We start from the raw sequence: 23,434 nt of genomic DNA, 5'->3' as shown, positions 1-23,434 counted from the left end.
TCACTCGACTTCGATCAGCTTCACGGCCGCAGCGACGATCTGGTCTTCCGACAGGAGGACCAGATCGGCCGCGGCACCGAGTGGTACGAACGAGTTCGCGCTCGATACTCTGCCGATGGCACCGTCGTAACCTCCCTCGACCAGAGCGGTCACGACGCCCTCGCCGACTCCCCCGTCGTGCCGGGTCTCGTCGGCGATCAATACCCGATCGAATTCCGAGAGCCGGTGCAACAGATCCTCGCTCGGGAGCGGAACGATCCATCGCACATCGACCACCGTCACGCCGATCCCGCGTTCACGCAACCTGGATGCGGCTCGTCTACTCATCACCACGCCGTTCCCGAACGTGACGATGGCCAGATCCATGCCATCGCCATGCGTTGCGACGGTGCCGAATTCGGCCGGGCCTTCGTCGACGCACCGCAGCGCTCCGTCGCCGTCGTCCAGGTCGGTGCGATGGTAGAGGGCGATCGGCTCGAGAAAAACGCAGACCCGCCCTTCCTCGACGGCCAATGCCACACAGGTTCGGAGCAGACCGGCGGCCTCCGCCGCCGAACTCGGGACAGCAACCACTACGCCCGGAATGTCGCGCAGCACCGCAACCGCGTTGTCGTTGTGAAAGTGCCCACCGAAACCACGCTGATACGCCAGGCCTGCGATACGCACGACCATCCCGTTGGCGAACTGCGAATCGGAGAAGAACTCGAGCGACGCGGCCTCGCCGCGCAACTGATCCTCCGCATTGTGCAGGTACGCCAGATACTGAATTTCGGGTATCGGAACGAACCCGGCGAGCGCAGCACCGAGGGCGGTGCCGAGCACCGTCTGCTCGTCGAGCAGAGTATCGAAAACCCGTGCTGCACCGAACTTCTTGCGTAGACCCTTCGTGACGCCGTAGACGCCGCCCTTGACGGCCACGTCCTCCCCGAACACGAGGACGTCCGGTCGCGCTGCCATGATGTCGGTGAGGGTCCTGTTGATCATGGCGGCGAGCGTCAGATGCGGCCCGCCCGGTGCAGGCCGCAGGCTCTGCTCGGTGGCGGCCACGGCAACGGGTCGCCGTTCGGTCAGCGGAGCCATCACCGCGTCCGCGGTGGCCAGGCGCGACGACGCCCCGGTCCGAAGTGACTCGACCATTGCCTCGGCCTCGGCCATGACGGTCTCGCGCATCGCCTCGTAGCGCACTTCGACGTCGACTGCCGAGAGCACTCCCGCCCCGATCAGCGTACGTGCAGTGGCGAGCAACGGATCTCGTGCATAGTCGCCGACAATATCTGCGTTGGTGCGATAGGCCAGCTCGGCATCGGAACCGGCGTGGCCCATCAGCCGCACCGTCTCGAGATGGAGGACCACCGGTCGACGGCGAGTCCGCACGGTAGCAACGGCGGCGTCGACGATGTGCATCAATGCATCAGGATCGTGTCCGTCGGCCCGCACGTACTCGATCGAAGGAAATCTGCCGAGCGACTGCGCTATCCACCCTCGCGGCGATCGGGTACTGATGCCGATCCCGTTGTCCTCGCAGACGAACAGGATGGGCATCGGAACGGATTGGTGCGCGCAGTAGGCCGCCGAGTTGAGCGCCCCCACCGTCGTCGAGTGGTTGGCCGAGGCGTCGCCGAAGCTGCACACGACGATGGCGTCCTCGGGCCATGGAGTGCTATGCCGCAGAGCCTTCGCCCGGCCCAGTGCGAACGCCAGACCGACTGCGCGCGGTACCTGCGAGCCGATGGTCGATGTCTGCGGAACGATCCCCAGATCCGGATGCCCGAACACCTTGTGCCGTCCGCCGGACATCGGATCGCCAGTCGAGGCGACCAGACTCGCCAGCACATCCCGGATCGGGGTCGCGTCCGAATACTGTTGTGCGCGTGCCGCGTAGAAACCACCGGATCGGTAGTGCAGCAGCGCCGGGTCGGTGACCGTGGTCGCGGCACCGACGGCTGCGTTGGCCTCGTGCCCGGACGAGCCGATGGTGTAGTAGCCGAAGCCAGCTGATTGCAACCAGCGCGCGGCGAAGTCGAGATGCCGGCTCGCGAGTTGCGCGTCGAAGTACCGGAGCAGTCGGTCCGGATCGGCAACGGCCGAATCTCCGTTCCGAGCCGACCGAACCTGCTTCAGGAAGTACTCGTCGATCGCCTCGGCCACACTCGCACCTTTGTTCCCGTAGAGCTGTCTCCATCGAGCCGAGCTGCGTGAATCAGCTCAGGGCGATCATATCCATCGGAGTGCTGAGCAACCGGCCGACGAGGGCGAGGAACTGCGAACCTTGCTGGCCGTCGACGAGACGGTGATCGAACGAGAGCGACAGTGTCGTCACCGACCGCAGTGCGATGGCACCCTCGTGTTCCCAGGGCATGCGGCGGATCGAACCGAAGCACAGGATGGCCGCTTCGCCTGGATTGAGGATGGGAGTGCCTGCATCGACACCGAACACTCCGACGTTGGTGATGGTGATGGTGCCGTCGGCCAGGTCGGCAGGACTGCTCTTGCCCTCCTTGGCCGTGCGCGTCAGCTCTGCCAGTGCGCGCGCGATATCCACCAACGAGAGTTCGTGGGCGTCCTTGATGTTGGGAACCATCAATCCGCGCGGGGTCGCCGCGGCGATGCCGAGGTTCACGTAGTACTTGGTGACGATCTCCTGAGCAGCCTCGTCCCACGAGGAATTGAGCGAGGGATTCGATTTCAGCGCAACGAGAACCGCCTTGGCGACCAGCGCCAGCGGGGTCAGCCGCACGTCGGCGAAGTGGGCGGAGGACCGTAGCGAGTCCAGCAGTGTCAGGGTGTCGGTGACGTCCACCGTCACGAACTCGGTGACGTGCGGAGCGGTGAATGCACTGCGCACCATCGCATCTGCAGTATGTTTGCGCACCCCCTTGATCGGGGTCCGCTCTTCGCGGCCGACCCGCAGTGGGGTCTGCTCCCCTGCAGTGTCGGCTCCGTGCAGATACGACTCGACATCGTCTCGGGTGACGTCGCCGCGAGCTCCGGTCGGGGGTACCTCGGAAAGGTCGACGGCGTTGTCCTTGGCGATCTTTCGCACCGGCGGTGCAGCCAGCGGTTTGCCGTTCTGCCCGGTCGGTGCTGTAGAGACCGGAGTGGTCCCCCGGCCGCCGCGCCGACTCGATCCTTCCTTCGCCACGCCGTAACCGACGAGAACCGGAACGCGTTCCTCGCTGTCCTCCACCGGACTCGCATCGTCCACATCGGTGCCGGCAACGACGACGTCGGGGTCCTCGGTGTCTTTATCGACTCGGATGTCGATGATCGGGACCCCGACCTCGACGGTGTCACCCTCCGACACATGAAGGGCAGCAACGACGCCCGCGAACGGTGAGGGAAGTTCGACGGCGGCCTTGGCCGTTTCGACCTCGGCGATGTTCTGGTTCAACTCGATCGTGTCGCCGACGGCGACCAGCCAGGTCAGCAGATCGGCTTCGGTGAGTCCTTCCCCGAGGTCGGGCAACGGAAAGCTCTTGATGGTGGGCATCGTCGAAATCCTGTTCGGTACGTATCGGCGGCGGTCGGTGAGCGCGAGGTCAGTGCGAGCGGCAGCGGTCGACTGCGTCGAGAATCCGGTCGACGTCGGGGAGATAGAACTTCTCCAGCTTCGATGCCGGGTACGGCGTACCGAAGCCGCCGACGCGCAGCACCGGCGCCTCGAGGTTGTAGAAGCAGCGTTCGGAGATCCGAGCGGCGATCTCGGAGCCGAGGCCCATGAACACCGGGGCCTCGTGCGTGACGACCAGACGCCCGGTCTTGCGTACCGAGGCCTCGATGGTCTCGAAGTCGATGGGTGAGAGTGAACGAAGATCGATGACCTCGATCGACACCCCCTCGTGGGCAGCGACTTCGGCAGCTTTGCGGGCAGTGGCGACGAGCGGTCCGTACGCGATCAGGGTGAGGTCGGTGCCCTCGGTGACCACCCGCGCCCGATGCAGCGGGTACGACGCGTCGGCATCGAGGTCGATCGGGCCCTTCTCCCAGTACCGACGCTTCGGCTCGAAGAACAGGACCGGATCGTCGCTGGCGATGGCCTGCTGAATCATGGAGTAGCCGTCGGCGGCGTTGCTGCACGTGACGACGCGAAGTCCTGCGGTCTGCGCGAAATAGCCTTCGGGAGACTCCGAGTGATGCTCGACGGCACCGATTCCGCCGCCGTAGGGCACCCGAATCGTCATGGGAATCTTGACGTTTCCACTGGTGCGGTAGTGCAGTTTGGCGACCTGCGAGACGATCTGGTCGAACGCCGGATAGATGAAGCCGTCGAACTGGATCTCGCACACGGGGCGGAATCCCCGCATCGCGAGTCCGACTGCGGTGCCGATGATGCCCGACTCCGCCAGCGGCATGTCGAGTACCCGTCCGGGGCCGAAGTCCTTCTGCAGGCCGTCGGTGATGCGGAAGACGCCGCCGAGCTTGCCGATGTCCTCGCCCATCAGCAGGACCTTCGGATCGTTCTCCATCGCTCGCCGCAGACCTGCGTTGATGGCCTTGCCCAACGGAAGACTGGTGGGTCGCTGCGGCGCAACATGTTCCAACGTGGTCATGACATGGCTCCTTCGAATCCGGCTCGGTACGAGGCGAATTGAACGCGCTCGTCGTCCAGGAGGGGGTGGGGATCGGCGTAGACGTTGTCGAACACCGACATCGCTTCCGGCTCGACGGTCTCGAGGCAACCGCGACGAAGCTCGGCAGCGACGTCGTCGGCCGTCCGCTTCACCGAGGCGGCGAACGCGTCGTCGAACACGCCGATTCGCCTCAGTAGCTTCTCGATTCGGTCGATCGGATCCTTGGCGCGCCATTCGTCGTCGGTGGCACCCGAGCGGTATCGCGTCGGATCGTCGGAAGTGGTGTGCGGGCCCATGCGGTAGGTGACGGCCTCGATGAGCGTCGGGCCGCTGCCCTCGCGGGCGCGAGCGAGAGCTGCCCTGGTGACGGCCAGGACGGCGAGAACGTCGTTGCCGTCGACGCGGACCGAGGGAATGCCGTAGCCCTCACCGCGAGCGGCGATCGTTGCCTTGGTCTGCACGGTCACCGGCTCGGAGATCGCCCACTGGTTGTTCTGGCAGAAGAACACCACCGGTGCGTGAAAACTGGCGGCGAAACCGAGCGCCTCGGAGATGTCGCCCTGGCTGGTTGCGCCGTCGCCGAAGTAGGTGATGGCCGCGCCCTCGGCTCCCTCGAGCTGCATGCCGATGGCGTACCCGGTGGCGTGCAATCCCTGCGAGCCGACGATGATCGCGGGCGTAGTCATGCGGTACTCGTACGGGTTCCAGCCGGACAGCGTCGAGCCGCGCCAGAAGCGCAGCATGCGGGTGGGGTCGACGCCTCGGCAGTAGGCGACGCCGTGCTCGCGGTAGCTGGCGAACACGAAGTCCTCGGTGTCGAGCGCTCGAGCCGAACCGACCTGCGCCGCTTCCTGCCCGAGCAGCGGTGCCCACAGCCCCAGTTCGCCCTGTCGCTGTAGCGCGGTCGCCTCGGTGTCGATGCGCCGGACGACCACGAGATCGCGGTACATCTCCATCATCGCGGCCGTGTCGATGTCCGCGACGAGAGGTGAGTAGGTCTCGTTGCGGACCACCGTTCCAGATTCTTTGATCAGCTGTACCAGCGAGGTGGTGTTCATGTTCGTCGCACTCTCCGTCGTGGTGTGATGTCCTTCACAAGAACACCACCAACAGCCAGGGTGCACAAGTGCCGACTTCAGAACTGCGCACGATGCACAATATTGGGTAACGACCGAGCGACAGGAAGTGCGCAATGACCGATTTGGACAAGACCGACGCCCGACTCCTCCTCGCCCTCTGCGCCAAGCCGCGAGCCACCGGCGTCGAACTCGCCACCACCTTGGGGCTGTCCCGCAACACCGTGCAGGCGCGCCTCGGTCGATGGGACGACAAGGGATCGCTCACGCCGATCGATCACCGCATTCCACCGAAATCTCTCGGCCGCCCGCTGCAGGCATTCGTCACAGCTCAGGTCAACCAGCACACCCTGGCTGCGGTCACCGAACACCTGCGCACCATTCCGGAAGTGCTCGAGGTGTTCGGACTGTCCGGCGCTGCGGACATGCACATTCGCATCGCCGCAGTCGACGCCGACGACCTGTATCGCATCGCAGGTCTCATCCTCGATATCCCCGGCGTCGAGCGCACCAACATGTCCATCGCGATGAGCGAGTTGATCCAGTACCGCACCAAGCCGTTGCTCGAGCAGCTCGCCGAGGACGGCCGACGCTGAGCAGGCAGACCATCCCCGCGAGATCGATCAGGGCCGCACCGTGCAACATGCACGTTCTCGGCAACGGCGGTTGACCAACGTGCACGTTCACGGCACTCTTCGACGGACATGTTCCCGGACACCATCCATTTCCGGGTACCGCCGCCTCATCACCGAAAGAGACCGCCTGTGTCCGTCGTTGCCGACCACCCCGCCGCCGCGCCCACCCCGACCGACCACGTGCCGACGGGCGTCTTCGATCGTCCCGACATGCCGCGCGACTCCGCACACGAACGCGTCGTGTTCTGTCAGGATCCCGACACCGGGCTGCGCGCGATCATCGCGGTCCACTCCACCGCGTTGGGACCCGCTCTCGGCGGAACTCGCTTCTACCCCTATGCATCCGAGCAGGATGCGTTGACCGATGTACTACGGCTCTCCCGGGGAATGACCTACAAGGCGGCCGTCGCGGGAGTCGATCTCGGTGGCGGTAAAGCGGTGATCATCGGCAACCCCAACGCCATCAAGACCCCGACTCTGCTGGGCGCGTACGGCCGATTCGTGGAATCGCTCGGCGGAACGTACGTGACGGCAGGCGATGTGGGCACCAACAGCGACGATCTCGACATCATCGCCGAGGAGACGACGCACGTCGTCGGCAAGAACACCACGGCAGGCGGCACCGGCGACAGCGGCCCCCAAACCGCGCTCGGAGTCTTTCTCTCTCTTCGCGCTGCAGCCGAATCGACCTGGGGATCGGACGATCTGACCGGCAAGCGCGTCGGCGTCGAGGGTGCGGGCAAGGTGGGCTACAACCTCGTCGCACTGCTTCGCGAGGCCGGTGCCGAGGTGATCGTCAGCGACTCCTACGCGCCCGCCCTCGATCGCATCGTCGCCGACTTCCCCGGTGTCACCGTCGGATCCGACATCATCGGTGCCGACATCGACGTCTATGCGCCCTGCGCCATGGGTGCCACTCTCGACGCCTCGTCGGTCGCCCGGTTGTCGGCGTCCATCGTGTGCGGCGCAGCGAACAACCAACTTCTCACACCCGATGTCGAAGCCATGCTGGCTGCGCGCGGAATCGTCTGGGTACCCGACTACGTCGCCAACGCCGGTGGCCTGATCCAGGTGGAAGGCGAACTGCGCGGCAAGGATTCGGCGGAGGTGATGGCCACGATCGCCAAGATCCGCAGCACGGTCGCCGGCATCTTCGCCATCGCGCGCGCCGAGGGAATCCTGCTGGGAGCCGCAGCCGATCGCCTGGCCGAGGATCGAATCGCCGCCGCGCAGAACTGAGAGGAGGTATCACTCCGACATCCCGCGCCGACGACGGCCTGTCGGAGGCCTACCCCTGAGAAAGGTTGTACCCCTTCACAACCTTGTGAAGAAGCCCCTCCAGGCGGAGACTCGCGACGGACGGTTTGACGTCCGACGGACGGGCCGTACAGATGCGCCGTGGCGGCACGGACGCGGCGAGCCGCTTGACGACGACCTCGCCGCGGACGTAGCTGGTGGCCAGTTGGGGGCACAGCGTAACGCCGAGACCCGCAGCGACCATGGCCTGCGTTTCCTGGTAGTCGCTTGCTTCGACCGCCACCGTCGGCCTGAAGCCGGCAGTGTGGGCACAGCGCCAGAGATGCTCCGCGGTGGGGTGACCTCCAGCTCGCACGATCCAGTCGTCGTTGCTCAGATCCGAGAGCTCGACCGTATCCGCGTGCGCCAGTTCGTGATCGCGCCGAACAATCAATACCGTTGAGTCGCTGAGAATTTCGCGAACGGTCAGACCTTCGTCGACGGTTCGATTCCACGGATAGTCCCACGTCAGCGCCAGATCGAGCTGCCGCGTCTCGAGCAACTCCTGCAAGGGTGCGATTCGGCTCGAATGTACCGATAGGCGAATTCCCGGATGCGTCTCACGTAGTCCGATGACGACGTCGGGCAACAACGACGCGGCAAACGTGGGAAATACTCCGAAGCGAACGGTCCCGGTGAACCCTCCGGCGAGCTCACGGAGATCGTCTTTCATGCCGTCGAGTTGCTCGTCGATGGCGCGTGCCCTCACGACAACCGCTCGCCCGGCCTCGGTCAAGCGCACACCGCGGGCATGTCGTTCGACGAGCTCGACGCCCAGTTCGGACTCCAGCTTGCTGATCTGCTGCGAGATAGCCGAAGAGGTGTATCTCAGCTCATCTGCTGCGGCGGCCATCGATCCGTGTCGTCCGACAGCTGACAAGATCTGCAGTCGGGTCAAATCAGCCTTCATCGGCCCAACTTTAGCACCGCTTATGTCGGGCTCAAGAAACCTTGACTACTACTTATCGGCCAGCGCTGCCATAGTGGCTTTCGAGAGTGATCCAGGCCATAGGCCTCCGTTCACCGGACCTGTTCCACGAACGTCCTCGTCACTCCCCCGACCGCACAGAAAGCCATGGCACCATGTCGACAGTTACGGTTTCCGCCACCCACCTCGAGCATCTCGCATCGCGAGCACTGATCACGTGCGGCATGTCCGAGGCCTCGGCTCGGACCATCGCCGAAGTCCTCGTGTTGGCCGACCTGTTCGGCATTCATACTCACGGAATACAACGGGTCCCGCAGTACCTCGATCGCGCCACCGTCGGGGGCATCGATCCGTACGCGGTGGTGACCACCGCTCGGCCGGCCCCGGCTCTGGCCTTGATCGACGGTGCCAACGCGGTGGGACCTCTGGTCGGTAGTGCTGCACTCGCCGCAGCCATGGACGGTGCCCGAACATGCGGCGTGGGAGCGGCGTTCGCAAGGCACAGCAACCATTTCGGCCCGGTCATGCCATATCTTTTCAAGGCTGCCTCGGAGGGATTTGCGGCGATCATCGCCAGCAATGCGACGACCACGATCGCGCCGTCCGGAGGGAAGGCCACGCGAGTGGGCAACAACCCGATGGGATGGGGCGTCCCCAATCCGGGTGGCGACCCCATTTTTCTCGACATCGCGTTGAGCGTCGCAGCGCGAGCAAAGATTCGCGCCGCCCAAACCGATGGCCGCGCCATTCCCGCCACCTGGGCCACCGATAGCGCGGGCCGCCCTACGACCGATCCGAGCGCTGCGCTCTCGGGCTTCCTGCAGCCGATCGCGGGTCACAAGGGATACGGGCTGGCGGTAATGGTCGACCTGTTCGCCGGATTGCTCTCCGGTGCAGCATATCTGGACAAGGTCAGCTCATGGAGTGTCTCACCGGAGCGGGCCCAGAACCTGGGTCATTTCTTCATCCTCGTCGACACCGAGCTGCTGCTCTCCGGGCCCGATTTGCACGAGCGCGTCCAGGACTTCGGTGATCGGTTGCATTCGGTTCCGGCAACCGATCCCGCCGATCCCGTTCGACTACCGGGCGAATACGAGATGGCGCGGTACCACGAGCAGATCCGAGACGGGATCACGCTCGACGACAGCGATATTCGAGCGTTGCATCAGCTCGTCGAGTCTCGGGTCTGAGAAGAACCGACAAGTCGAAGGAATTCCCATGAAAGTATCGATAGAGAACTTGACCCTTGCCTACGGTAAGAACACCGTCGTTCGCGACCTCGATCTCGAGATTGCCGACGGAGAATCTCTCGTTTTACTCGGCCAATCGGGCTGCGGCAAAACCAGCACCATGCGTTGCGTTGCAGGTCTCGAAAGTCCGAACGAAGGACGAATCACCATCGGCGACAACGTGATGCACGATTCGTCCAGCGGTCGAACCGTACCGCCGAACAAGCGCAACGTCGGAATGGTCTTTCAGTCGTACGCGGTATGGCCTCATCGCACCGTGTTCGAGAATGTCGCATTCTCGTTGCAGATGCAGAAAGTCGGTAAGGACGAACTCGTCTCTCGTGTGCACGAGACACTCGATCTGGTCGGGCTGCGTGAGTTGGCCGAGCGCGGAGCCAGCCTGTTGAGCGGTGGGCAGATGCAGCGGGTAGCGCTCGCGCGGAGCCTGGTCATGCGTCCCAACGTCCTGTTGCTCGACGAGCCGCTGTCCAATCTCGATGCGCGCCTGCGCGAACGCCTGCGAATGGAACTACGTGAACTGCAACTACGACTCGGCCTCACCACCATCTACGTCACGCACGATCAGGTGGAAGCGTTCGCCCTGGCCGACCGCATTGCGCTGATGCAGAACGGTCGCATCGTCCAGAGTGGGGCACCCGATCAGATCTACACCGCACCCGCTAGTGGGTCGATCGCAGAGTTCCTCGGCGTGGGCAACCTGTTCGCGTGCTCACCTACTCCTGGCCTGTCCGGAGCCGTGACGCTCACCGACCACGATTTCACGATCAGAGTCGACGCCACCGTGCCCGACCATTCGGACCGACTGCTCGTGTGTCTGCGTCCCGAGGACCTGACCGTCACGCCCATGCACGAAGAGACGACTGCGGGAGTGGGGTGGGCGGGGCGTATCGACGTCGCGAGCTACCAGGGGGCGTCCGTTCGCTACCGCATCACTCTCGACGGCGGGCCGAATATCGAGGCGCTCGCCACCGGATCCTCGAAAGGGGCGCTGCACATAGGAGAACGGGTCGCCGTCGATGTCCCACCGGGAGCTGCACAGCTGCTAGTCGACGACCGTAACCAGCTCGTCGGGGCTCTCTCGTGAGCGCGCCGACCACCGACCGTCCGCGGCAAGCACCGGCACCGACGCCGGGTGTCTCGGTTTCGCGCACCCGCAACCCTCGGCTGCGCCGGAGCCTTCCGACACTCGTCCAACTCGCGCTTCTCGCGCTCATCGTCCTGTGCCCGATGTTCTTCATCGTCATGGGTGCCTTCACCGACAATCCCGACCGCAGCAACGTCTTCGACTTCGGCAACTTCACCTTCGACAATTTCGCTCTACTGGGGCGTGCGTCGGCTCAGGAGGCGATGTGGAGCTCGGCAATCGTCGGAATCGGATCGTCGATTCTCGCCCTCCTCATCGGTGCGACACTGGCGTTCTTGGCCGCCAGAACCAATATCCCGGGTCGAAAAATGATCTACGGCATCGGCATTGCCCCGCTGTTCCTGCCATCTCTCGTCGGCGCGCTGGCGTGGGCTCTGCTCGCGGGACCCGCAACCGGCTACCTCAATCTCGCCCTGACTGCCCTCGGACTGCCCGGATTCGTCGACATCTACAGTTTCGCCGGAATGATCTTCGTTCTCGGCCTGTATTACGCTCCGTACCCGTTCCTGATGATTCACTCGGCGTTGTCGTTGATGAATCCGGATCTCGAAGATGCGGCCAGCCTGCACGGGGCAGGGCTCACCCAGATGCTCCGCAAGATCACCTTTCCGCTCGTGCTTCCTGCCACGATCGGATCCGGCATACTCGTCTTCGCCCTCACCGTCGAGAACTTCGCCGTCGCACAGGTCATCGGTGTGCCCGGCGGCGTGGACACCCTGCCCACCCTCATCTATCGACTCATGAACGCTGCGCCGGCTCGCAGCAACGATGCGGCAGCCATCGCAGTCGTCCTCACCGTTCTGCTCGTGATTGTCGTGGCCTTGCAGAACAGAGTGACCGGCAGCAAGGAATACACCACGGTGAGCGGCAAAGGAGTGCGCGCACGGCAGGTGCCGCTTCGAGGCTGGCGTTGGCCGGCCGCCGCTCTCGCATGGCTGTACTTCGTTCTCGCCGTGGCGCTCCCGATGGGAGCCCTCGTAGTGGCGTCAATCCAGACCAGCCCGTACCTGGCCCGACTCGGGGAGTTGTTCGACGCCGGCGCGTTGTCCTTGTGGAGCCTGGGGCAAACAGTTCAGGACCCGGACTTCCACAACGTTGTGCTCAACAGTGTCATCGTCGGTGTCTCGACCGCGGCCATCGGGACCACCTTCTGTTTCGCGCTGGCGTACACCCGCTATCGGACCAGGTCGCCCGGACGATCGATGCTGGAGTACGTGGCAATGCTGCCGTTGGCAGTTCCCGCGATCGTGCTCGGGCTGGGTTTGCTCTGGACCTGGCTGGCGTTGCCCGTTCCGATCTATGGAACTCTCGCCGTCCTCGTCGTCGCATTCATCGCAGTCTTCCTGCCGCAGGGATACCGCGGAGTGTCATCCTCCATCGTTCAGCTCGACCAAGACCTGGAGGACAGCGCAGTGATGCTCGGCGCGAGCCGAGCGAAGGCCATCCGATTCGTCACAGTGCCCCTGCTCCGCATCGGCCTGTCCTCGACCTTTCTGCTGCTGCTCATGTTGTCGATGCGCGAATTGACAGCCGCCCTCTTCCTTTTCACCTCCGATACGAGATTGCTGTCCATCGCGATCTTCGACGCCTACGACAACGGATCCATCCGATCGGCCGCCGAACTCGGGTTGCTCTACTGCGTCGTGATCGGCGTTCTTGCCGCACTGTCCCGCCGATTCGGCGCAAAGGAGTCCAAGTAGATGACCACATCGACGATCCGGCGATTCGGTGCCGCAGTGTGCGCAATCGCAGTCGCCGCGGTGCCCGCATGCAGTCCACCACCGCAAGCCCCCTCGCTGGCACAGTCCGCCGCGTCCATCACCGAACCAGGTGGTGCTCTGGTGATCGACGGCGAGCAGATCGCAGACCCTGATCTGTGGTCGCAAGCAACGTCGGAGGGCACGATCACGCTGTACAGCGGATACACCCAGGACACCGAATCCGAGGTGCTCGAACAGTTCGAGGCCGACACCGGTATCGATGTGAAACTCGTTCGCTTGACGTCGAATCGGCTCTACGAACGCCTCACGGCCGAATACAGCACCGGTCGCCTCGATGCAGACGTCATCCGGATCTCCGACCCGGGGTTCGTTCGGGGTTTGGCCGAGCGCGGACTGTTCCAACCTTACTTGCCAGGTACTGCGAACAATCTGCAGGATGACGTCTCGTTCGACGACAACCGATATTTCCGCACGTTCAACCCGATCTACACTTTCGGCTACAACCGCGCAGTCGTCGACGACACCGACGCCCCCACGTCGTGGAATTCTCTTCTCGAGGATCGTTGGGACGACAAACTCGGTATCGCGCAGGCCGGTTCGGGCGGAAGCGCGCTCGCTCTGACTCGATTTCAGCGCGATGTCCTCGGCGACGACTACCTCCGCCGATACTCCTCGGAGGCTCGAGTGTTCGACTCCATCGGGGCCCAGCTCGACGCCTTGGCCCGCGGCGAAATCAATGCCGGCACCGTCGTCGTGAGCAGCGTGAACATCGCGAACAACGAGAACGCCCCTGTCGATTTCGTCGTACCGGACGAGGGAGTCACCTCGTACGACTACTACACCGGAGTGGCCGACACCGCACGCAATCTTGCTGCCGCACAGGTATTCATGAACTGGAACCTCTCCACCCGCGGCCAGCGCGTGTTCACCGACCTCGGTGAGTACTCGGTACGGACCGACGTCGATCCGCCGAACATTCTCGGTGTTCAGCTCCCCGACTTCACCGATCCCAAGGTGCACCGGATCACCCAGGAGGAATCGACCACCCATTCCGCCGAGGATCAGGCCGCGTGGAATTCGATTTTCGGATACAACGAATGACTCTGCCGCAGTGCAGAGCCCGCTGAAGGGACTCAACTCTCATGCCGAAATCCAAGACCCGAGTCGAGGGCACCGTCGTCGAACTGGACGGCGACGAGATGACCCGAATCATCTGGCAGTACACCAGGGATCATCTGATCCTTCCGTATCTCGATGTGAACCTCGAGTACTACGACCTGGGCATCCGGTCTCGCGACTCCACCGATGATCAGGTCACCATCGACGCTGCACGAGCTATCGAGAAGTACGGTGTCGGCGTCAAGTGCGCCACCATCACGCCCGACGCCGACAGAGTGGAGGAGTTCGGCCTGAGACAGATGTGGCGCTCGCCCAACGGCACCATCCGGAATGTACTCGGAGGAACTATCTTTCGAGCCCCCATCATAATCTCGAATGTTCCCCGACTCGTTCCTGGGTGGACCGAACCTATCGTCATCGGGCGTCATGCTTTCGGCGATCAGTACCGCGCAACCGATTTCACGGTGCCCGGGCCGGGTACCGTCACCATCACCTACACCCCAGACGACGGAAGCGAACCGATACAGCACGAGTTGGTGAGGTTCACCGACGACAGCCTCGGCGGGGTGGTGCAGGGCCAGTACAACTTCACCCAGTCCATCATCGATTTCGCGCGCGCCTCGTTGAACTACGGTTTGCAGCAGAACTATCCGGTCTACCTGTCGACGAAGAACACCATCCTGAAGGCGTACGACGGTCGATTCAAGGACGTCTTCGAGCACATCTACCGGACCGAGTTCGAGGCCGAGTTCGAGGCAGCCGGCCTGACGTACGAACACCGCCTCATCGACGACATGGTCGCGTCGGCCATGAAGTGGAAAGGTGGGTACGTCTGGGCCTGCAAGAACTACGACGGTGACGTGCAATCGGACTCGGTTGCACAGGGATTCGGCTCACCGGGTTTGATGACGTCCATCCTGCTGACACCGGACGGCAGAACATGCCTGGCCGAAGCTGCCCATGGAACCGTACGACGGCACTTCCGTGAGCACGAGGCCGGCGAACCCACATCGACCAACCCGCTCGCGTCGATCTTCGCGTGGACTCGCGGCCTCGAACACCGCAGCACGTTGGACGGAACACCCGAAGTGGGCCGGTTCGCCCGACTACTCGAACACGTCGTCGTGAGGACCGTCGAAGACGGTCGAATGACGAAGGACCTCGCCACACTGATCGGAAAAGACCAGGACTACCTGACCACCGAGCAGTTCCTCGACGCGGTCAGGTACGAACTGGACCGACAGATGGGTCGATGATCTCAGCACCCTCTCGCTCCACTCCAGGCCGAAAGTCGCGGATTCCCGCGCTCTCGGTCGCGGAGTGGAGCGCTACGTGCAGCGGCTACTGCAGCGCGATGTACTTGGTCTCGAGGTACTCCTCGATGCCCTCCGAACCACCCTCGCGTCCGAAGCCCGATTCCTTGACGCCACCGAACGGGGCTGCGGCGTCGGAGATCGCACCGCGATTGACGCCGACCATGCCGGTGTCCAGAGCCGCCGACACCCGCAGGGCGCGGTCGAGGCTCTCGGTGTAGAAGTACGCCACCAAGCCGTACCTGGTGTCGTTGGCCGCGGCCACGGCCTCGTCCTCGGTGTCGAATCCGACGATCGCTGCGACCGGGCCGAAGATCTCGTCCTGCAACAGATTCGCATCGGCAGGAATCGAGTCGAGGACCGTGGGCGAGTAGAAGAAGCCGGGTCCCTCGGGCGTCGTGCCCCCGGTGCGCACCCGGGCACCCTTGGCCACGGCGTCGTCGACCAACGCGGTCACCGTCCTGCGCTGCTTGTCGTTGATCAGTGGGCCGATGTCGGTGCCCTCTCGATCACCAGGGCCGACCGTCAATGCCTCGATGCGTGCCGTCAACTTCGCGGTGAATTCCTCACGCACGGAGTTCGCGACGTACAGCCGATTCGCTGCCGTGCAGGCCTCGCCGCCGTTGCGCATCTTGGACAGCATCGCCCCGTCGACAGCGGCGTCGATGTCGGCGTCGTCGAACACGATGAACGGCGCATTGCCGCCGAGCTCCATCGACGTCCGTAGCAGTCGGTCGGCTGCGTTGCGCACCAACAGCTTTCCCACTCCGGTCGATCCGGTGAACGTGACCTTCCTCAGTCTCGGGTCGTCCATCAACGGCCCGGTGACGGAGGCGGCGTCGGAGGTGGGAAGTATCGACAGCACACCGCTGGGCAACCCCGCGTCGGCGAACACCTGTCCGAGCAGAAGCATCGTCAACGGGGTGTCCTCGGCCGGTTTGACGATGACGGTGCAGCCGGCCGCGAGTGCCGGGCCGATCTTGCGTGTGCCCATGGCCAACGGAAAGTTCCACGGGGTAATCGCCAGGACCGGCCCGACGGGCGACTTGCTGACCAGGATCGAGCCGTTGCCCGCAGGGGCGGGTGTGAACCGGCCGCCGATTCGGACGGCCTCCTCGCTGAACCAGCGTAGGAATTCGCTGCCGTACTTCACCTCACCGTGGCTCTCCGCCAACGACTTTCCCATTTCGAGTGTCATCAGCAGAGCGAAGTCGGCAGCACGCTCCTGCAGCAGATCGAAGGCGCGCCGCAGAATCTCGGCTCGCTCGCGGGCGGGCGTCGCCGCCCACCCCGGCTGCGCCTCGGCGGCACGGTCGAGCGCGGCGATGCCGTCGGCCGCGGTGGCGTCGGCGACTGTGGTCAGCTCGTCGCCGGTCGCCGGGTTCAGCACGGCGAATCGTGCGCCCGACGCAGAGGGCGATTGCACACCACCGAGCCAGAGATCGGTGGGCAGCGAGGAGATCAGATCGTGAGCATCCATCAGTTCCCCTGCGCCACAGTGCGAAGCGAGTCTTCGAGCACGGTCAAAGCATCATCGAGCAACTCGTCGGAGATCACCAGGGGCGGCAGCAACCGGATGACGTTGCCGTAGGTGCCGCACGTCAGCACGATCACTCCGGCCTCGAGTGCCGCCGCCGCAACGGCTTTGGTGGCCTCCGGGTTGGGCTCACGCCCACCCGGCAGCACGAGCTCGAGCGCAAGCATGGCTCCGCGGCCGCGCACCTCACCGATGATGCCGACCTCGGACGCCAACGCACTCAGTCGCTCGAACACGATGCGTTCGATGTCGCGCGCTCGGTCATTGAGCTCGAGTGTCTCCATCTGCTCGATGGACGCCAGGGCCGCGACGCAGGCGACGGGGTTACCGCCGTACGTGCCACCGAGCCCACCGGGGTGCACGGCATCGATCAGGTCGGCACGGCCGGTGACCGCGGCCAGCGGCATCCCGCCCGCGATGCCCTTCGCCATCGTGATCAGATCCGGTACGACGCCCTCGTGCTCGCTGGCGAACCAGGCCCCGGTCCGAGTGAAGCCGGACTGCACCTCGTCGGCGATGAACACGACGCCGTTCTCACGTGCCCAATCCGCCAGTGCAGGCAGAAATCCTTCTGCGGGCACGATGAAGCCGCCCTCACCCTGAATCGGCTCGATCAGGATGGCCGCGAGATTGCCTGCACCGATTTGCTTGTCGATGACGGAGATCGCTCGCACCGCAGCCTCGGCACCGGTGAGCGCAGAACCGTCGACGTTCAGACCTTCGCGGAACGGATACGACATCGGCGCTCGATAGACCTCGGGAGCGAACGGCCCGAATCCGCTCTTGTACGGCATCGACTTCGACGTCAGTGCCATCGTCAGGTTGGTGCGGCCGTGGTACGCGTGGTCGAACACGACGACAGCGGACCGCCCGGTGGCGTGACGTGCGATCTTCACGGCGTTCTCGACGGCCTCGGCACCACTGTTGAACAGGACGCTGCGCTTGTCGTGATCGCCCGGGGTCAACTCGGCCAGCTTCTCGGCGACCTCGATGTAGCCCTCGTAGGGCGCAACCATGAAGCACGTGTGGGTGAAGTGTGCGACCTGATCCTGCACGGCGGCAACAACTGCCGGGTTCGAGGCACCGACCGTCGTCACGGCGATTCCGGCCCCGAGGTCGATCAGCGAGTTTCCGTCCACGTCGACCACGACGCCACCGTCCGCGTCGGCCACGTACACCGGCAGCGTCGAGGCAACGCCTGCACCGACGACGGCCTTGCGGCGCTGCGCCAACGCCGCCGACTTCGGCCCGGGGAAGGCGGTGACGATCTTGCGCTCCTGCGGAAGTCGGTACTCGATCGAGGCCATGGGTCGCACCTTTCATGTGGGCTTTGTCGTGCAAGTATGCGACTCGACGAGCGCGACGGCCGGACGCCATTTCGTACACCTCGACGGCACATTGCACTCCATTTCGGCAGTTCTGCCGCTACAGTTTCACCGGTGAGCGTGCAGATGTCCTGGCTGTTGAGGCAGCAACACCTTCGCCTGAGTCACCGCGGCGGACCGGAGCGCAGCGCTGCTCCCATCACCTTCGCGCAGGCGACCGAACTCATCGATCCCAGTCCGTGGCTGTCGGGCGGTGAACTGATTCTCACGACCGGACTCGGCTTCGACGCCGACGGCCCGGCCCTCGGTACCTACGTCCGGACCTTGGCAGCCGCGGGTGTCTCCTGTCTCGGATTCGGAGTCGGGTTGTCCCACAGCACTATTCCCCGTCACATTCTCGACACCGCCGAGGATGTCGGGCTTCCCGTCGTGGAGGTTCCCTACGACATCCCGTTCGCCGCCGTCATCAGAGCGGTCATGAAACGCATAGCCGAGCAGGAATACGAGCAGGTTCTGCGTGCGGCGTCGGTCCAGACCCGCATCACCAGGGCAGCACTGCACGGCGGCGTCGACGCGATCGTTCGGGAACTGGCCGTCGCCACGTCCACGTCGGTGGCGCTGATCGGCAATCGCACCGAATCGTTCCATCCCGCCGCCGCGGCGGATCTCGTCGAACGCGCCCGCGACGTGGCCCGCAGCATTCGCCCGTCGTCGGCACCGGCCACGGTGTCGGTCAGCGAACCGGGGTGCACCGTCACTCTGCATTCGGTCGCCATCTCCGGCGGGGCGTCGAGCTTTCTCGCCATTCGCACCGCAGGCCCGGTGACGGGCGTCGAGCAGATCCTGCTCGGGCACGCGGTGTCGCTGGTGACCCTCGAACTCGAGAAGCCCACGCGGCTGCGCGCCGAGCAGTCGCGACTCAACACGCTCGCGCTCGGATTGTTGCTGGACGGCCATCTGCCCTCCCCGGACGGCAGCGCGATACCGAGCTATCTCGTCGACGCCGCCGACGACGACTCTCGCATCAGGGTCGCAGTTGTCCGCGGACCGTCCGAGCGCATCGTCGAGGCGATCGATGCCGAGTGCCGAGCCAGGGCGCGGCCCACGTTCACTCGGCAGACCGACACCGGTGTGGTGGTGTTGTTCCGCGGTAGCGACGACTCCGATGTGGTTGCCCGACTGACGGATTCACTGCCGAGGTCGGTGCGCGTCGGGCTCAGTTCCAGCCACCCCATCACCGAGACTCCCCTCGCTCTGAAGCAGGCTTCGCTCGCGTGCGCAGCGGCCGGCTCGGGCGATCGGATCGTCGAATTCACCGGATCGATGCTGTTGGCCTCCGAACCGGTACAGGAATCGTTGCGTGCGATGGCCGCCGTGACCATTGCAGTGCTGTCCGAGTACGACCGCACCCACACCGCCGATCTGGTGGGATCGCTTCGGGCTTTCCTCGAAGCGAACGGGCATTGGGAGACCGCTGCGGCGAACCTGTCCGTTCATCGCCACACGCTGCGAAACCGGATCACCCGATGCGAAGAATTACTGTCGGTCGATCTGACGTCGGCGCGGGTGCGGGCGGAATTGTTGCTTTCACTGCTTGCCGCGACATCGTGAACATCGTCAATCGTGTCAGTATTTCTCGATGAGCACGCCGCAGCCCCACATCGCCGTCGCCACTGCGAAATCGGTTCGACTCGGAGTACTGCTGGCGGCAGTCGGTGGATTCCTCGACGCGTACACCTACATCACCCGCGGTGGCGTGTTCGCCGGCGCGCAGACCGGCAATGTCGTGTTGCTCGGCGTCGATGTCGCCGCCGGTCGGTGGGTCGAGGCTCTGGCTTTCCTACCCCCGTTGGCGGCCTTCGTCCTGGGCGTCGCGACCGCAGAATTCATCGCGCTGCCCGCGGTTGCGAGGATCGTGCGACGACCGGTGCGGGCGGTGCTGGTGTTCGAGATCCTCGTGGTCCTCGTCGTCGGATTTCTGCCGGCCACCGTCCCCGACGCCGTGGTCTCGGTGATCCTCGCTCACGTCGCCGGAGTGCAGGTGACCACCTTTCGTGTGCTGGTGGATTCGCCGTTCAACACCACGATGACGACCGGCAATCTCCGCAGCATGGCGATGGCGGCATTCCACCGGGTGGTCGAACACGATCTCGAGGCCGGCATCCGCGCCCGACGGTTCGGCGCGGTGATCTCCGGATTCTTCGGTGGGGCGCTGCTCGGCGCAGTCGCGGTCGAGCTGTTCGGGCTACGGGCGATCTGGGTCGTAGCCGTGATGCTGACCGTCGCTCTGGCACTGTTCGTGTTCGACGAGCGCACACCCAGGTCGTTGTCTCCGAAAGGTCAGTCGCCCAACCGAAGCGGAGCAATCGACTCGAACACATCGCCCGGCCCCGGATTGCCGTCTGCCGACGAACCGCCCAAGTGATGCACGACGCCCCACACCGCGTTGAGTGCGGTGTGAATGGCTCCCTCGGCCCACCCTGCCGTCCACGAGATGTCGTCGCCGGCGAGAAAGATCCCCCGGTGCCGAGGTTCGAGGTCGTGCTGCACGAAATGGGTGAACAGTCTTTCCTGGTATCGGTAGTGCCCCGGCAGATTCGCCTTGAATGCGCCCATGAAATCGCGTTCGGTTTCCCAGGACAGAGTCACCGGGGTGGAGATGATGTGACTGCGGAAGTCGACACCGGGATAGATCTCCTCCAGCGATCGCAGCATGATGTTCATGCGCTCGGTCGGGTCCAGGGCCAGCAGCTTGAGCGAGTCGTCGGACCACGTGTAGGACAGGCAGATCAGCCCGGGCTTGCCCTCACCCTGGTCGAGTAGGTACGTGCCGCGACTCATTCGATCGGTCAGCGTCATGCTCACCAGATCGCGGCCGGTGACCGGATCCTTGTCCTTCCAGAACGGACGATCGACGAGTGCGAACACCTTGGTCGAGCCCATGTAGTGGGTACGTTCGATGGCGGTCCAGTGGTCGATGGGAAACAGATCGTCGTCGCATCTGATGTTGCTCAGCAGCATCCAGCTCTGGGCGGTCACGACGGCGGCGGCGTAGGTGCGGATGTTGCCACGATCGTCGTGGATCGTGGTGCCGCCGTCGGTGCGCCTGATCTCGGTGACGCGCGACATCGTGGTGCCGCCGTTCAGTGACGCCACCGACGTGCCTGCGGGCCAGTGCGCCATGTTCGCCGGCGAGTCGGTCCACAACCGCATCGGGAGTTGCTGTGAGCCGCCGACGATTCCGCGATGGTGATCGTCCGCTGCCGTGATGACGACGCGAAGGATCTCGAGGATCGAGTTGGGATAGTCGGTGTCCCATCCGCCCGTTCCGAAACCGACCTGGCCGAACAACTCTCGCATCCGAAACGACGAGAAGTGCTCGGACGCAGCGAGGAAACCGTAGAAGGTCTGATCGTCGAACTTCACGATCAGCTCGTTCCAGTTCCGCTTGATCCCGGCCACGTCCCGCCTGCGGATGGCGCGCTGCAGCGGAATCAACTCGGCGTGCTCCTCGAGCGTCCTGTTCCACGCGTCGGCGACCTCGGCGAAGATCGGCGGGAGATCGTCGAGCTTGCGTGCGTAGTGGCTCTCACCCTTGAGGTCGATCACCGTACTGGGGGTCACCTCGGCCAGCGGGTTCGGAAACGGCGTCGTCTCGAGCCCGACGGCGTCGAGGTAGTGGAACAGCGCGGTCGACGACGGCGGAAAACGCATCGCGCCCATCTCTGCCACCACACCGGGATGCCCGTCGAACGGTACCGAGCGCATCCGGCCGCCGATCCGATCCGATTCGTACACAACGGGTTCCATGCCGATCTTCAGCAATTCGTGGGCGACGACCATACCGGCGAGTCCGCCGCCGATCACGGCGACCCGGGTACCGAGGGCCGCGTCGGGAATGCTCCCCAGGCCGGCCGGATGCGCGAGGTAATCGTCGTACGCGAACGGGAAGTCCGGGCCGAACATCGTGAGCGGCTGGTCGTCCTCGGATGCGATTGCGCTGTCCGGGGTGACGGGTGTGGTCATCGGTCGGTCTCCTGCTCGGCCCGTGAGGGTCCTGTGGGGTAGAGGTCGGTGCGGCGGTCGGCCAGATGGGTGTTGACCGCACGCGATCGAGCGAGCTCGGCCGGATCCAGCTCGAAGGTCAGCAGTTCTTCGTGTTCACCGGCTCGCGCGAGGTCGTTGCCGGCCGGCCCGACGGCACAGGTCAGCCCGCAATATCTCAGGCTCGCCTCGGTGCCGCAGCGATTGACGTAGGTGATGAACAGTTGGCTCTCGTACGCCCGCGTGGGAACGACGTGAGTGGCGATGATCTCGAACGGGGTCATCAGACCGGTGGGAACGATCAACCATTCGGTGCCGGCATCGGCGTGCGCGCGAACGGCTTCGGGAAATTCGACGTCGTAGCAGGTGAGTACACCGCACCGCAGCCCGCCGAAGTCGAACTGCACCACCAGGTCCGGCCCCGGGGTGAAGTGGGTGCGATCGAGGGCCCCGAACAGGTGCGTCTTGCGATAACGCGCAACCGATTGTCCGGATGCGTCGACCACCTGCACCGCGTTGAACACGGCCTCGCCCCCGTGATTCGAATGACCGAGTTCGGGGTATCCGTACACGATCGCGACACCGTGTGTTCGCGCGATCGAGGCGATGCGCTCGAAGATCGAACCGTCGAACGTTTCGGCTCGTTCGCGCACGAGATCACCGATGTCGTAGCCGCTCACCGACATTTCCGGGGTCACCAGCATCGACGCGCCTGCTTCGGCTGCGCTGCGCGCCGCGGCATCGATCGCCGACAGGTTGGCCTCGACGTCGGCGGAGAACTCCGGCCCTTGGAACAGCGACACGATGACCGTCATGGGCGAAACTCCGGTTTCCTGTTGTGCAACTCTTCTGGCAGCGCAGGTGCCAGCACCCACAGGACCCGGGCACCACCACTGCTGTCGCTGCGAAAACTGTGCGGGCGTCGCGGCGAGAACGTGAACGCATCGCCCGGTCCGAGCAGCACGTCGTCACCGCCGAAGGCACCGCCTGGATCTTCCTCGAAGGTCACTCGAACCTCGCCGGACAGCACGTGTACGAACGTGACGTCCAACGGCAGGGTGTACGCCTCCGCGCCACTGCCGCCACCTTCCTCGATCTCCCCCAGCAGTACCTGGACCCGCCGCTCCCCGACCGGGGTCAACAGATACTCCGCCATCGCCGTTCCCCCGAACATGATGCGCGGCAACGATTGCGCGCGCACCACTTCACCGGCGGGGGCGTCGTCGAACAAAGAGCCGACCGGAACGTCGAGCGCAGCACAGACCCGAACCAACGACGCGACCGATGCGTTCACCTGATCGCGCTCGAGCTTGGACAGGTACCCCTTGGTCACCCCGCAGGTATCGGCGAGTGCGTCGAGAGTCAGCCGCTTCTTCTTGCGTGCTTCCTTCAGTCGCGCGCCGATACGTGGCGCGTCGTTCTCGACCGAAGCAGCAATCGACACCGTCATCGCCTCTCAGGAAACTCGTGTTGAC

19 protein-coding genes are annotated in these 23,434 nt (G+C 64.5%); 9 read left to right on the top strand and 10 right to left on the bottom strand.

Annotated elements, in window-relative coordinates; genetic code table 11:
• The 4 genes from R3P93_RS00515 to pdhA are packed head-to-tail and all read right to left on the bottom strand — an operon-like array spanning position 1 to position 5,629.
• Positions 1 to 2,148 (bottom strand): thiamine pyrophosphate-dependent enzyme, encoded by a 2,148-nt coding sequence (locus R3P93_RS00515; protein WP_317532185.1) that lies wholly within the window; start codon positions 2,146 to 2,148, stop codon positions 1 to 3.
• A 52-nt stretch (positions 2,149 to 2,200) separates the two neighbouring features.
• Positions 2,201 to 3,490, bottom strand: a complete 1,290-nt coding sequence (locus R3P93_RS00510; RefSeq protein WP_317532184.1) for a dihydrolipoamide acetyltransferase family protein — start codon at positions 3,488 to 3,490, stop codon at positions 2,201 to 2,203.
• Between the two features lie 49 nt (positions 3,491 to 3,539).
• Positions 3,540 to 4,550: an alpha-ketoacid dehydrogenase subunit beta gene (locus tag R3P93_RS00505; protein ID WP_317532183.1), complete on the bottom strand. Its 1,011-nt coding sequence runs from the start codon at positions 4,548 to 4,550 to the stop codon at positions 3,540 to 3,542.
• Complete coding sequence (pdhA, locus tag R3P93_RS00500) at positions 4,547 to 5,629, bottom strand: pyruvate dehydrogenase (acetyl-transferring) E1 component subunit alpha (RefSeq protein WP_068050389.1); 1,083 nt, start codon at positions 5,627 to 5,629, stop codon at positions 4,547 to 4,549. Before pdhA ends, R3P93_RS00505 begins: the two co-directional genes overlap by 4 nt.
• A 134-nt stretch (positions 5,630 to 5,763) precedes the next feature.
• Here pdhA and R3P93_RS00495 point away from each other — a divergent pair, with 134 nt between their 5' ends.
• Positions 5,764 to 6,243 carry an Lrp/AsnC family transcriptional regulator gene (locus tag R3P93_RS00495; protein WP_068050387.1) on the top strand — a complete coding sequence of 160 codons (480 nt, stop codon included), beginning with the start codon at positions 5,764 to 5,766 and terminating at the stop codon, positions 6,241 to 6,243.
• Positions 6,244 to 6,492: 249 nt separating this feature from the next.
• The gene (locus tag R3P93_RS00490) at positions 6,493 to 7,521 is read left to right on the top strand and encodes a Glu/Leu/Phe/Val family dehydrogenase (RefSeq protein ID WP_317532464.1); all 1,029 of its coding nucleotides are present in this window, start codon (positions 6,493 to 6,495) and stop codon (positions 7,519 to 7,521) included.
• Positions 7,522 to 7,570: 49 nt separating this feature from the next.
• Here R3P93_RS00490 and R3P93_RS00485 read toward each other — a convergent pair whose 3' ends face one another.
• Positions 7,571 to 8,488, bottom strand: coding sequence for a LysR family transcriptional regulator (locus R3P93_RS00485; protein ID WP_317532182.1), 918 nt, complete (start codon positions 8,486 to 8,488; stop codon positions 7,571 to 7,573).
• A gap of 173 nt (positions 8,489 to 8,661) precedes the next feature.
• Here R3P93_RS00485 and R3P93_RS00480 point away from each other — a divergent pair, with 173 nt between their 5' ends.
• From R3P93_RS00480 to R3P93_RS00460, 5 genes are read left to right on the top strand one after another with little or no spacing between them, the layout of a single operon-like run.
• A complete protein-coding gene (locus R3P93_RS00480; protein ID WP_317532181.1) occupies positions 8,662 to 9,696 on the top strand; it encodes an Ldh family oxidoreductase in 1,035 nt (344 codons plus the stop codon).
• A gap of 28 nt (positions 9,697 to 9,724) precedes the next feature.
• Positions 9,725 to 10,840, top strand: coding sequence for an ABC transporter ATP-binding protein (locus R3P93_RS00475; protein WP_317532180.1), 1,116 nt, complete (start codon positions 9,725 to 9,727; stop codon positions 10,838 to 10,840).
• Complete coding sequence (locus R3P93_RS00470) at positions 10,837 to 12,600, top strand: ABC transporter permease (protein WP_317532179.1); 1,764 nt, start codon at positions 10,837 to 10,839, stop codon at positions 12,598 to 12,600. Before R3P93_RS00475 ends, R3P93_RS00470 begins: the two co-directional genes overlap by 4 nt.
• A complete protein-coding gene (locus tag R3P93_RS00465; protein ID WP_317532178.1) occupies positions 12,601 to 13,722 on the top strand; it encodes an ABC transporter substrate-binding protein in 1,122 nt (373 codons plus the stop codon).
• A gap of 41 nt (positions 13,723 to 13,763) precedes the next feature.
• On the top strand, positions 13,764 to 14,996 hold the full coding sequence (locus tag R3P93_RS00460; RefSeq protein WP_317532177.1) for an NADP-dependent isocitrate dehydrogenase: 1,233 nt from the start codon (positions 13,764 to 13,766) through the stop codon (positions 14,994 to 14,996).
• A gap of 85 nt (positions 14,997 to 15,081) precedes the next feature.
• Here R3P93_RS00460 and R3P93_RS00455 read toward each other — a convergent pair whose 3' ends face one another.
• Together R3P93_RS00455 and gabT are read right to left on the bottom strand one after the other, a co-directional pair.
• Complete coding sequence (locus R3P93_RS00455) at positions 15,082 to 16,533, bottom strand: NAD-dependent succinate-semialdehyde dehydrogenase (protein WP_317532176.1); 1,452 nt, start codon at positions 16,531 to 16,533, stop codon at positions 15,082 to 15,084.
• On the bottom strand, positions 16,533 to 17,897 hold the full coding sequence (gene gabT / locus R3P93_RS00450) for a 4-aminobutyrate--2-oxoglutarate transaminase (protein WP_317532175.1): 1,365 nt from the start codon (positions 17,895 to 17,897) through the stop codon (positions 16,533 to 16,535). Before gabT ends, R3P93_RS00455 begins: the two co-directional genes overlap by 1 nt.
• 132 nt (positions 17,898 to 18,029) lie before the next feature.
• Between gabT and R3P93_RS00445 the strand changes: the two genes are divergently transcribed.
• Positions 18,030 to 19,526: a PucR family transcriptional regulator gene (locus R3P93_RS00445; protein WP_317532174.1), complete on the top strand. Its 1,497-nt coding sequence runs from the start codon at positions 18,030 to 18,032 to the stop codon at positions 19,524 to 19,526.
• 28 nt (positions 19,527 to 19,554) lie between these two features.
• Positions 19,555 to 20,340 carry a YoaK family protein gene (locus tag R3P93_RS00440; RefSeq protein ID WP_094670449.1) on the top strand — a complete coding sequence of 262 codons (786 nt, stop codon included), beginning with the start codon at positions 19,555 to 19,557 and terminating at the stop codon, positions 20,338 to 20,340.
• Here R3P93_RS00440 and R3P93_RS00435 read toward each other — a convergent pair.
• The 3 genes from R3P93_RS00435 to R3P93_RS00425 are packed head-to-tail and all read right to left on the bottom strand — an operon-like array spanning position 20,256 to position 23,409.
• On the bottom strand, positions 20,256 to 21,941 hold the full coding sequence (locus R3P93_RS00435; protein ID WP_317532173.1) for a flavin monoamine oxidase family protein: 1,686 nt from the start codon (positions 21,939 to 21,941) through the stop codon (positions 20,256 to 20,258). The two genes, R3P93_RS00440 and R3P93_RS00435, sit on opposite strands and share 85 nt — an antisense overlap.
• Positions 21,938 to 22,774, bottom strand: coding sequence for a carbon-nitrogen hydrolase family protein (locus tag R3P93_RS00430; protein WP_068050378.1), 837 nt, complete (start codon positions 22,772 to 22,774; stop codon positions 21,938 to 21,940). The genes R3P93_RS00435 and R3P93_RS00430 overlap by 4 nt, the downstream gene beginning before the upstream one ends.
• Entirely contained in the window at positions 22,771 to 23,409 is a 639-nt protein-coding gene (locus R3P93_RS00425) for a helix-turn-helix domain-containing protein (protein WP_068050376.1), read from the bottom strand. Before R3P93_RS00425 ends, R3P93_RS00430 begins: the two co-directional genes overlap by 4 nt.
• Positions 23,410 to 23,434: the final 25 nt, after the last annotated feature.

Origin of the sequence: Rhodococcus cerastii (genome assembly GCF_033042195.1) — a bacterium.
Lineage (GTDB): Bacteria > Actinomycetota > Actinomycetes > Mycobacteriales > Mycobacteriaceae > Rhodococcoides.
The sequence above is the reverse complement of the archived record's forward strand: the minus strand, read 5'-3'. Positions and strand labels throughout refer to the sequence as shown.

What these genes read in the sequence shown, in the direction of transcription:
- R3P93_RS00510 (WP_317532184.1), bottom strand. Translation starts at nt 3,490, where the DNA reads ATGCCCACCATCAAGAGCTTTCCGTTGCCCGACCTCGGGGAAGGACTC.
- R3P93_RS00505 (WP_317532183.1), bottom strand. Translation starts at nt 4,550, where the DNA reads ATGACCACGTTGGAACATGTTGCGCCGCAGCGACCCACCAGTCTTCCG.
- pdhA (WP_068050389.1), bottom strand. Translation starts at nt 5,629, where the DNA reads ATGAACACCACCTCGCTGGTACAGCTGATCAAAGAATCTGGAACGGTG.
- R3P93_RS00495 (WP_068050387.1), top strand. Translation starts at nt 5,764, where the DNA reads ATGACCGATTTGGACAAGACCGACGCCCGACTCCTCCTCGCCCTCTGC.
- R3P93_RS00490 (WP_317532464.1), top strand. Translation starts at nt 6,493, where the DNA reads ATGCCGCGCGACTCCGCACACGAACGCGTCGTGTTCTGTCAGGATCCC.
- R3P93_RS00485 (WP_317532182.1), bottom strand. Translation starts at nt 8,488, where the DNA reads ATGAAGGCTGATTTGACCCGACTGCAGATCTTGTCAGCTGTCGGACGA.
- R3P93_RS00480 (WP_317532181.1), top strand. Translation starts at nt 8,662, where the DNA reads ATGTCGACAGTTACGGTTTCCGCCACCCACCTCGAGCATCTCGCATCG.
- R3P93_RS00475 (WP_317532180.1), top strand. Translation starts at nt 9,725, where the DNA reads ATGAAAGTATCGATAGAGAACTTGACCCTTGCCTACGGTAAGAACACC.
- R3P93_RS00465 (WP_317532178.1), top strand. Translation starts at nt 12,601, where the DNA reads ATGACCACATCGACGATCCGGCGATTCGGTGCCGCAGTGTGCGCAATC.
- R3P93_RS00460 (WP_317532177.1), top strand. Translation starts at nt 13,764, where the DNA reads ATGCCGAAATCCAAGACCCGAGTCGAGGGCACCGTCGTCGAACTGGAC.
- R3P93_RS00455 (WP_317532176.1), bottom strand. Translation starts at nt 16,533, where the DNA reads ATGGATGCTCACGATCTGATCTCCTCGCTGCCCACCGATCTCTGGCTC.
- gabT (WP_317532175.1), bottom strand. Translation starts at nt 17,897, where the DNA reads ATGGCCTCGATCGAGTACCGACTTCCGCAGGAGCGCAAGATCGTCACC.
- R3P93_RS00440 (WP_094670449.1), top strand. Translation starts at nt 19,555, where the DNA reads ATGAGCACGCCGCAGCCCCACATCGCCGTCGCCACTGCGAAATCGGTT.
- R3P93_RS00435 (WP_317532173.1), bottom strand. Translation starts at nt 21,941, where the DNA reads ATGACCACACCCGTCACCCCGGACAGCGCAATCGCATCCGAGGACGAC.
- R3P93_RS00430 (WP_068050378.1), bottom strand. Translation starts at nt 22,774, where the DNA reads ATGACGGTCATCGTGTCGCTGTTCCAAGGGCCGGAGTTCTCCGCCGAC.
- R3P93_RS00425 (WP_068050376.1), bottom strand. Translation starts at nt 23,409, where the DNA reads ATGACGGTGTCGATTGCTGCTTCGGTCGAGAACGACGCGCCACGTATC.